At 72.3% G+C, this 7565-nt stretch carries 9 protein-coding genes and 2 pseudogenes; 4 read left to right on the forward strand and 7 right to left on the reverse strand.

Annotated elements, in window-relative coordinates; all coding sequences use genetic code 11:
* From B1729_RS20005 to B1729_RS20020, 4 genes and pseudogenes are all read left to right on the forward strand, one after another.
* Positions 1-538: pseudogene (locus B1729_RS20005) on the forward strand (4-hydroxyacetophenone monooxygenase); the annotation flags it as partial.
* Positions 535-1548 (forward strand): glucose-6-phosphate dehydrogenase (coenzyme-F420), encoded by a 1014-nt coding sequence (fgd, locus tag B1729_RS20010; RefSeq protein ID WP_163616950.1) that lies wholly within the window; start codon positions 535-537, stop codon positions 1546-1548. The pseudogene B1729_RS20005 and the gene fgd, both read left to right, overlap by 4 nt.
* 95 nt (positions 1549-1643) lie before the next feature.
* On the forward strand, positions 1644-2270 hold the full coding sequence (gene cofC / locus B1729_RS20015) for a 2-phospho-L-lactate guanylyltransferase (RefSeq protein WP_163634570.1): 627 nt from the start codon (positions 1644-1646) through the stop codon (positions 2268-2270).
* Between the two features lie 208 nt (positions 2271-2478).
* A complete protein-coding gene (locus tag B1729_RS20020) occupies positions 2479-2910 on the forward strand; it encodes a cupin domain-containing protein (protein WP_163616948.1) in 432 nt (143 codons plus the stop codon).
* A gap of 6 nt (positions 2911-2916) precedes the next feature.
* Here B1729_RS20020 and B1729_RS20025 read toward each other — a convergent pair whose 3' ends face one another.
* The 7 genes and pseudogenes from B1729_RS20025 to B1729_RS20055 form a co-directional block, all read right to left on the reverse strand.
* The gene (locus B1729_RS20025) at positions 2917-3660 is read right to left on the reverse strand and encodes a sulfite exporter TauE/SafE family protein (RefSeq protein WP_163634572.1); all 744 of its coding nucleotides are present in this window, start codon (positions 3658-3660) and stop codon (positions 2917-2919) included.
* Position 3661: 1 nt separating this feature from the next.
* The gene (cofD, locus tag B1729_RS20030) at positions 3662-4660 is read right to left on the reverse strand and encodes a 2-phospho-L-lactate transferase (protein ID WP_163634574.1); all 999 of its coding nucleotides are present in this window, start codon (positions 4658-4660) and stop codon (positions 3662-3664) included.
* A 7-nt stretch (positions 4661-4667) separates the two neighbouring features.
* A complete protein-coding gene (locus B1729_RS20035) occupies positions 4668-5513 on the reverse strand; it encodes a uroporphyrinogen-III synthase (RefSeq protein WP_163616945.1) in 846 nt (281 codons plus the stop codon).
* Between the two features lie 182 nt (positions 5514-5695).
* A complete protein-coding gene (locus tag B1729_RS20040; RefSeq protein WP_163616944.1) occupies positions 5696-5980 on the reverse strand; it encodes a hypothetical protein in 285 nt (94 codons plus the stop codon).
* On the reverse strand, positions 5970-6371 hold the full coding sequence (locus B1729_RS20045; RefSeq protein ID WP_163634576.1) for a phage holin family protein: 402 nt from the start codon (positions 6369-6371) through the stop codon (positions 5970-5972). Before B1729_RS20045 ends, B1729_RS20040 begins: the two co-directional genes overlap by 11 nt.
* 4 nt (positions 6372-6375) lie before the next feature.
* Positions 6376-6765: a hypothetical protein gene (locus B1729_RS20050; RefSeq protein WP_163616942.1), complete on the reverse strand. Its 390-nt coding sequence runs from the start codon at positions 6763-6765 to the stop codon at positions 6376-6378.
* Between the two features lie 100 nt (positions 6766-6865).
* Positions 6866-7565, reverse strand: a pseudogene (locus B1729_RS20055) (hypothetical protein); the annotation flags it as partial.

Here is a 7565-nt window from a genome sequence, read left to right on the forward strand (position 1 = left end):
GCTCGTCCTCGCGACCGGCTTCGCCTCGACCCGCCAGCCCTACGCGGAGCTCGTCGCGGGTGAGCACGGCCAGACGCTCGCCGAGCACTGGTCGGGCGGGATGACGGCGTTCGCCTCGACCGTCGTCGCGGGCTTCCCCAACCTCTTCGTGCTCAACGGCCCGAACGCCTCGCTGGGTCATTCGTCGTCCGTGCTCATGATCGAGGAGCAGGCGGGCTACGTCACCCGCGTGCTCGACGACCGCTCGGGACGGGTGCTTCGCGTCGATCCCGACGCGGAACGGCAGTACTCCGAGGAGATCGCGCGGGCGGCGGCATCCACTCGCTGGATGACCGGCGGATGCCGCAACTGGTACGTCGACGAGCGCTCGGGCCGGCTCGCCCTGCTGTGGCCCGGCACGGTGGATGCCTTCCGCGAGCGGCTCGCCCGGGCCGACGGCACGGAGTTCCTGCCCGCAGCCGATGACGCACACAGCCGCCGGGAGGACCCCGGCCCGCGCCCCGCTCGCGAACCTGCTCTCGAAGGGAGCCCCGCATGACCGTTCCGCTGCGCTTCGGATACAAGGCGTCCGCCGAGCAGTTCGGCCCCGCCGAGCTGCTCGACTACGCCGTACAGGCCGAGGAGGCCGGGTTCGACTCGGTCTTCATCTCGGACCACCTGCAGCCGTGGCTGCACGAGGGCGGCCACGCTCCGGCATCCGTTCCCTGGCTCGGCGCCCTCGGCGCGAAGACCTCGCGCGTGCTCATCGGCACGTCCGTGCTGACACCGACGTTCCGGTACAACCCCACCGTCGTCGCGCAGGACTTCGCGACCCTCGGGGTGATGTACCCGGGGCGCGTGATCCTCGGCGTCGGCACCGGCGAGGCGCTCAACGAGGCCAACCTCGGCATCGCCTGGCCCGACCCGCCCGAGCGGTTCCAGCGGCTCAAAGAGGCGATCGGCCTCATCCGCCGGCTGTGGTCTGAGGACCGTGTCAACTTCGACGGCACCTACTACCACGCCCGCAACATCACGATCTACGACAAGCTGCCGGAGCCCGTGCCGATCTACATCGGCGCCGCCGGCCCGGCCGCGACGCGCCTCGCCGGACGCATCGCGGACGGGTTCATCACGACGTCGGGCAAGAAGCGCGAGCTGTATACCGACACGCTGCTGCCCGCGCTCGACGAAGGGCTGTCGAAGGCCGGGCGCACGCGCGACGACCTGGACACGCTCATCGAGGTGAAGGTGTCGCTCGATGCGACCCTCGAGGCCGCACAGGAGAAGACGCGGTTCTGGGCGCCGCTCGCCCTCAGCCCCGAGGAGAAGATGGGCGTCGACGACCCGATCGAGATGCAGCGCCTCGGCGAGCAGCTGCCGATCGAGCGCGCCGCCTCGCGGTTCATCGTGTCGGACGACCCCGACGAGCACGTCGAGCGCATCGCGTGGTACATCGAGCTCGGCTTCCGTCACCTCGTCTTCCACGACCCGGGCCACGACCAGAGTGCGTTCCTGGGGCTGTACGGCGAGGAGATCCTGCCGCGCCTGCGCGCGCGGTTCGGCGCGTGAGCCCGCTGTTCGGGCGGCGTGGGCGGCAGGACTCCACGGAATCGGTGTCGCCGTCGTCGCGCCCGGGCCCCCTCCCCGATACGGATACCGAGTCCGTGGAGTTTCGCCACGCCCGCTGGGTCGTCGTGGTGCCGGTCAAGCCGTCGGCGCGTGCCAAGTCGCGGCTCGAGGTGCCCGGTGTCGGCCGTGCCGACCTCGCGCGCGCGATCGCCCTCGACACCCTCGCGGCCGCGACGGCGTGCGAGCTCGTCGCGCAGGTGGTGGTCGTCACCGACGACGCCGCGCTCGCGCGCGAAGCGGCGATGATCCCGGCGCTGCGGTTCGTTCCCGAGGGCGACGCGGGCGGGCTCGATGCCGCGGTGGCGGCGGGCGTGGCCGCCATCGATCCGCAGGGACGGATGCCGCGCGCCGCCCTGCTCGGCGACCTCCCGGCCCTCCGACCCGCCGATCTCGCCGGCGCGCTGCGGGCCGCGGCATCCGTCGATCGCGCCGTCGTGCCAGACGCGGAGGGCACCGGATCGACCCTTGTCACCGCGGCGGCAGGGATGGCGTGGACGTCGTCGTTCGGCGACGGCTCGTTCGCGCGTCACGTCGCGCTGGGGTGCGCGGCGCTGACCATTCCGGATGCCTCCACCCTGCGCCGCGACGTCGACACCGCCGCCCAGCTCGAGGCCGCCCGCGCGCTGGGCCTGGGCCCGCGCACCGCCGCGCTGCTCGCCTGACCCGTCCCCCGGCTCCTCGCCCTCGCCCTCCCGGGCCGTTCGGGTGCCACGGGGTGCGGCATCCCACACGCCCGTACCGCGTGTCGTGACCCCCGAACTCCCTCTGCCTCGGCTCGGGTGCCACGACACGCGGTCTGCCGGCGCTGAAGCGACGATGTGCGACACGCGAAGCGCGAGCCCGACCGGCGGGCCTCGGTAGCCTGGGCGGATGAGCGACTACGAGGTGCTGGAGATCGGCGGGCTCGACGAGTGGCGGGCGCACTACGGCGGGTTCCGGCCCGACAGCTCCCGAGACGGTCGCCGCGTGATCGACCACGAGCTGACCATGCAGTACATCGGCATGACCGCGAACGCGTACGAGCCGGGTGAGGAAGCGGGCTACTGGCACGTGCACTCGCGCGTCGAGGAGGTCTACGTGTTCCTGGCCGGCCGCGGCCAGATGGCACTCGACGACGACATCGTCGACGTGGGCCCCGGCACCGTGGTGCGCGTGGGCCAGGGCATGCTGCGCACGTGGCGCGCGCTGCCCGACAGCCCCGAGCAGCTGCGGTGGCTGTGCATCCGCGCCGGCGGCCGCGAGCTGCCCCAGTTGCCCGACGACAGCCAGCGCGCCCCCGACCGCCCCTCGCCCTGGACGTGAGGCGGGTCAGCCGACGAGCAGGTAGACAGCGCCGACGATCGTGAAGGCGATCACGAGCTTCTCGAACACGGACTGCGGCATGCGGTCCGCGATCCAGCGGCCGAGGAAGGCGGACGCCACGACGAGCGGGACGAGCACGAGGTCGATGAGCAGCCCGGGCACCGTGATGATGCCGATCCCGATCGAGAACGGCACCTTGAACAGGTTGACGATCGCGAAGAACCACGCCGCGGTGCCGAGGAACGCCTTCACCTCGAAGCGCGCCGCGAGGAAGTACATCGACATCACCGGGCCGGCCGCGTTCGCGACCATCGTGGTGAATCCTCCGAGCGAGCCGTAGGTCGCGGCGGCGATCCGGTGTGGTCCGCCGGTGTCGACCTGCGACGCGAACCGGCGGCGCAGGAGGGTGACCGCGATCACGGCGAGGAGGATCACGCCGATCGACTTCTTCACCCAGAAATCGTCGGCGAACCACAGGAACACCACGCCGAGCAGCACCCCGACCACGACGGCCGGCGCGAGTCGCAGGAGCGTTCGCCAGTCCGCGTGCCGGCGATACATCGTGACGGCGAAGATGTCGGCGACGATCAGGAGCAGCAGCAGGATCCCGGTCGACTGCTTCGCCGGCAGCACCGCGGCGAAGATCGCGACGGCGATGGTGCCGGCTCCGGGGACGGCGGTCTTCGACAGGCCCACGACGACGGCGCCGAGGGCGAGCAGCGCCCAGGCCCACCACGCGAGGTCGGGCACGTCAGCGCGCTCGGCCGTCGGGCAGCGCGGCCGCGAGCGCGGCCTCTGCGAGCGCGGTCTGGCGCGCGGCATCCGTCATCCACAGCGGACGGACGAGCGGACGGATGCCGAGCCCGGCCACCTCGCCGGCGGCGGCCTCGTCCTCTTCGGCGATGAGCCAGGCGTCGAGCAGCCCGCCGTCGGCGCGGGCACCGTAGAGCCCGGCGACCGCGGCGGCGGAGGTCTCGACCCCGATCGCGGTGAGGCACACGTCGGCCATGCCGCGCACGACCTTGCCGCCGATGATGGGCGAGATGCCGACGATCGGCGCGACCGTTGCCCGGAGCGCCTCCCGGACGCCCGGGACCGCGAGGATCGGGCCGATCGACACGACCGGGTTGGAGGGAGCGAAGAGCACCACGTCCGCTTCCGCGATCGCCTCGGCGACGCCCGGAGCGGGTTCGGCGGCGTCGATACCCGGATTCTCGAAGCGGGCGGGCGCGAGCGTCGCGCGGTGTCGCGTCCACCACTCCTGGAAGTGCAGCCGCGCGCCGTCCTCGAGCACCACCACGGTGTCGACTTCGGTGTCGGTCATCGGCAGCAGCCGTGCGCCGAGGTCCCAGCGATGCGACATCCGCTCCAGCACCTGCGTCGGCGTGAGCCCGTCGCGCAGCCAGCCGGTGCGGGCGAGATGCGTGCCGAGATCGAGGTCGCCGAGGGTGAACCACGGCCAGCCGGCGCCCCACTCCTGCAGCTCGTGGTTGACGCGCTCACTGTCGCCCTGACGGCCCCAGCCCCGCTCGGCGTCGTTCACGCCGGCGAGGGCATAGGTGATCGAGTCGACGTCGGGCTGGAGGCGTACACCCGACAGCCAGAGGTCGTCGCCGGTGTTGACGATGACGCTGAGCGCTGCCGCGGTGTCGTCGAGGCCCCGCGCGCGCAGTGCGCCGCGGACGCCCAGCACGACGCGTGAGCCGCCGACTCCGCCCGCGAGCACGACGATGCGGGGTGTGCCGGTCATGCGGGGGTCAGCCCCGGGTGTCGCGGCCGAGTTGCGGGAGCACCCCGGTGCGGGGTGCGAATTCGTCGGCCGCGTGCGGCAGCGAGAACTTGGCGACCGCGTCGATGAGGGCATCGACGGTCTGGGCGTCGGCGATGACGTCGACGTCGAGGCCCGCCCGGCGCGCGTCTTTGGCGGTGCGAGGACCGATCGCGGCGATGAGGGTGGTCTCGGGGATGTGGGAGAACTGCTCGTGCACCTGCTCGGCGACCGAGCCGCTGGTCACGAGGATGGCGTTGATGCGGCCGGATCGGACGTCTTCGGCGATGCGGTCGGTGACCGGCACCCCGACGGTGCGGTAGGCGACGACGCTGCGGACGCGGTGCCCGCCATCGGTCAGCATGCGCGTGAGCACCGGCTTGGCGATCTCGCTGCGAAGGGTGAGGATGTCGCGGGCCTGCGGTTCGAGGCCGATGAGCTGCTCCGCCATGCCGGCCGCCGAGTTGTCGCGCTCGGGCACCAGGTCGACGCGGTAGCCGACGGCGAGGAGCGCTGCCGCGGTCGTCTCACCCACGGCGGCCACCTTCGTGGTCGGCGGGACGACGGCCCGGTAGGCGTAGAGCACGTCGACGGTCGTGGCGCTGGTGACGGTGAGCCAGTCGAACTTGCCGGCCGCCAGGTCGGCGAGCGCCTGCTCGAGCGCGGCCTGGTCGTTGGTGGGCGCGAAGTTGATGAGGGGGGCGATGACCGGCGTCGCACCCTGACGGCGCAGGGTGGCCGCGACGCCGTCACCCCAAGGGCCGCCCCGGGGGACGAGGACGCGCCAGCCGGTCAAGGGTTTGACGGACTGGTGCTGTGCTGCGGCGGTGTTCATAAGGGGGTCGACTCTCGATGGTGCTCAGTCGGCCGCCCGAGACGCCGAGCAACCGATGCGCGATTCGAATCGGGCTCGCGCGATCGGCAGCATACGCACCGTTGCACTGCCTGCATCCCGAGCATACCCCCGATCTCGGAAGCCGCGACCCCTGCCTGTGGAGGAAGCGGAATCAGGCAGGCTCAGCGGGTGTAAAGACGGACGAATCCCCAGACGGCGGCGCCGATCGCGGCAGCGCCCACGATCACGGCGGCAGCGGTGAGCGCCGGGTTGCGCCGCTGGAAGGCACGAGCCTGCTCGACGCCGTCATCAACGGCCCGGCCGACGCGCCGTGGCACGTTGGCCTTGTCTTCGATCGCGGCGAGCGCGGCCTTCAGCTCGGTGCGCGCCTGCACGACGGGATCGCCGATCCCGAGCGGAACGGCGGTGCGGGGCACGGGCACGGGCACGGCGGCGTCAGAGCTCATCGCGCACCTCCTTCACATCCAGGGCGATCGACTGTACGGGGTTCTGCCGCTCGCCGATCTTCTTGAAGCGGAGGACGCCGAGCCAGGCCAGGACGGCCGTGATCACCAGCATCGCGAAGAACACGACGAGAGCCGACAGCCACACCGGCCACCACGACGACAGGCCGGCGATCACGAAGGTGCCGAGGACGGGCACCGACCAGAACAGCACGAACAGGGCGGCGAACGCCCACAGCGCTCCCCACCCGCCGTCCTTTGCGGTGCGGGAGAGCCACGCCTTGGCGGAGTCGATCTCCGCGATGACGAGGTTGCGGATGAGCTCCGGGATCTCGCCGACGAGGGTGAGCAGGCTGTCGTCCGCGCGGTCGCGGAAGCCACGCGGAGTGGTCATCACGTCAAGCCCCGCCGCGGCCGTTCTCTGGCAGATCGTCGACGGCGTCGTCGACGGCGTCCTTCACAGCCTGCGTCGAGGTCTGCGCGGCCCTGCCGACGTCGTCGGCGGAGTCCTTGCCGACCTTGAGTGCGGCGTCGAGTTTCTGCCCGGCGCTGCCCTTCCCGCCGGCGGCCTGCGCGACCTTGACGGCCGAGTCCCAGAGGGTCGACGGCAACGCCATCGTCTGGGACTTCGCGAAGTCCTTCACCTTGGTCACCTGCGTCTGCACCTGCTCGGTGTCCCAGACCTTCAGCCACTGCGATTTGATCTGCTCGTACCGCTCGCGTCCCGCCCGCGTACCGAGGACGTATCCCACCGCAAGTCCGATGACGAGTCCAGCTTTGCCCCTCATGAGGTCTCCTCACGCTTGGTGTGCACCTGACGACTCCCCCCAGAGTAGCCCTGTATGCCGATTCCGGCATCCACCCTTGACACGGGTCGTGGCCGCGTGCTCAGTCCGTCGCTGCCGTACCCCAGAGCACCCGGCGGCGCAGCCGGTCGGTTTCGTCCCGGGCATCGGCGACGACCTGGGCGAGCCCGCTTCCCGACAGCCAGGCGCCGATCGCCGCGATGCCGTGTTCGCGCCCGACCGTGGCGCGCGCGGTGGCGGTGCGGTCGCGCTGCCCGAGGGCGGACGCCGGCGGGACGAGAGTGTAGGCGTCGCGGTGGGCGGCGACCAGCGCGCGCGCGTCGAGACGCACGCCGAGGAGCACGGATGCCTCCGCCACGGCGAGCGCGGCGGCCTCGGCGTCGGACAGCGTCGCGGTGGCGGGAGCGATGCCCGGCGCACCGAAGGCGACCCGCAGCACGTGCCGGCCGGCGCCCGCTTCGCGGGCGAGCCACTGCCAGCGCGCGGTCTCGTGCACGAGCCCCGTCGCGCGCAGCGCGCCCGGAACGGCGTGCACCTGCGAACCGCGCGGCGCGGAGTCGAGCTCCGGAGCGTCGACGACGATCGTCACGACCTCTCGGGCGATCCCCGCGGCCGCCACGTCGGCGAACGCCGGAACGCCGAGCGCCGGCGCGAGCAGGGCGCGCGCGGCGTCCTCGTCCGTCGCGACGATGACGGCGTCGGCGGGCAGGTCAGCCGGCACCGGGCCGTCCGACGGCAGAGGCGTTTCGTCTCGCTCGTTCCTCGCTCCCTCAACGACCGGG

The organism is Microbacterium sp. B35-04, assembly GCF_010634885.1.
GTDB lineage: Bacteria > Actinomycetota > Actinomycetes > Actinomycetales > Microbacteriaceae > Microbacterium.

Bases quoted from the DNA above. Each gene is read 5' to 3' on its own strand.
- fgd (WP_163616950.1), top strand. From the start codon at position 535: ATGACCGTTCCGCTGCGCTTCGGATACAAGGCGTCCGCCGAGCAGTTC.
- B1729_RS20020 (WP_163616948.1), top strand. From the start codon at position 2,479: ATGAGCGACTACGAGGTGCTGGAGATCGGCGGGCTCGACGAGTGGCGG.
- cofD (WP_163634574.1), bottom strand. From the start codon at position 4,660: ATGACCGGCACACCCCGCATCGTCGTGCTCGCGGGCGGAGTCGGCGGC.
- B1729_RS20035 (WP_163616945.1), bottom strand. From the start codon at position 5,513: ATGAACACCGCCGCAGCACAGCACCAGTCCGTCAAACCCTTGACCGGC.
- B1729_RS20040 (WP_163616944.1), bottom strand. From the start codon at position 5,980: ATGAGCTCTGACGCCGCCGTGCCCGTGCCCGTGCCCCGCACCGCCGTT.
- B1729_RS20045 (WP_163634576.1), bottom strand. From the start codon at position 6,371: ATGACCACTCCGCGTGGCTTCCGCGACCGCGCGGACGACAGCCTGCTC.
- B1729_RS20050 (WP_163616942.1), bottom strand. From the start codon at position 6,765: ATGAGGGGCAAAGCTGGACTCGTCATCGGACTTGCGGTGGGATACGTC.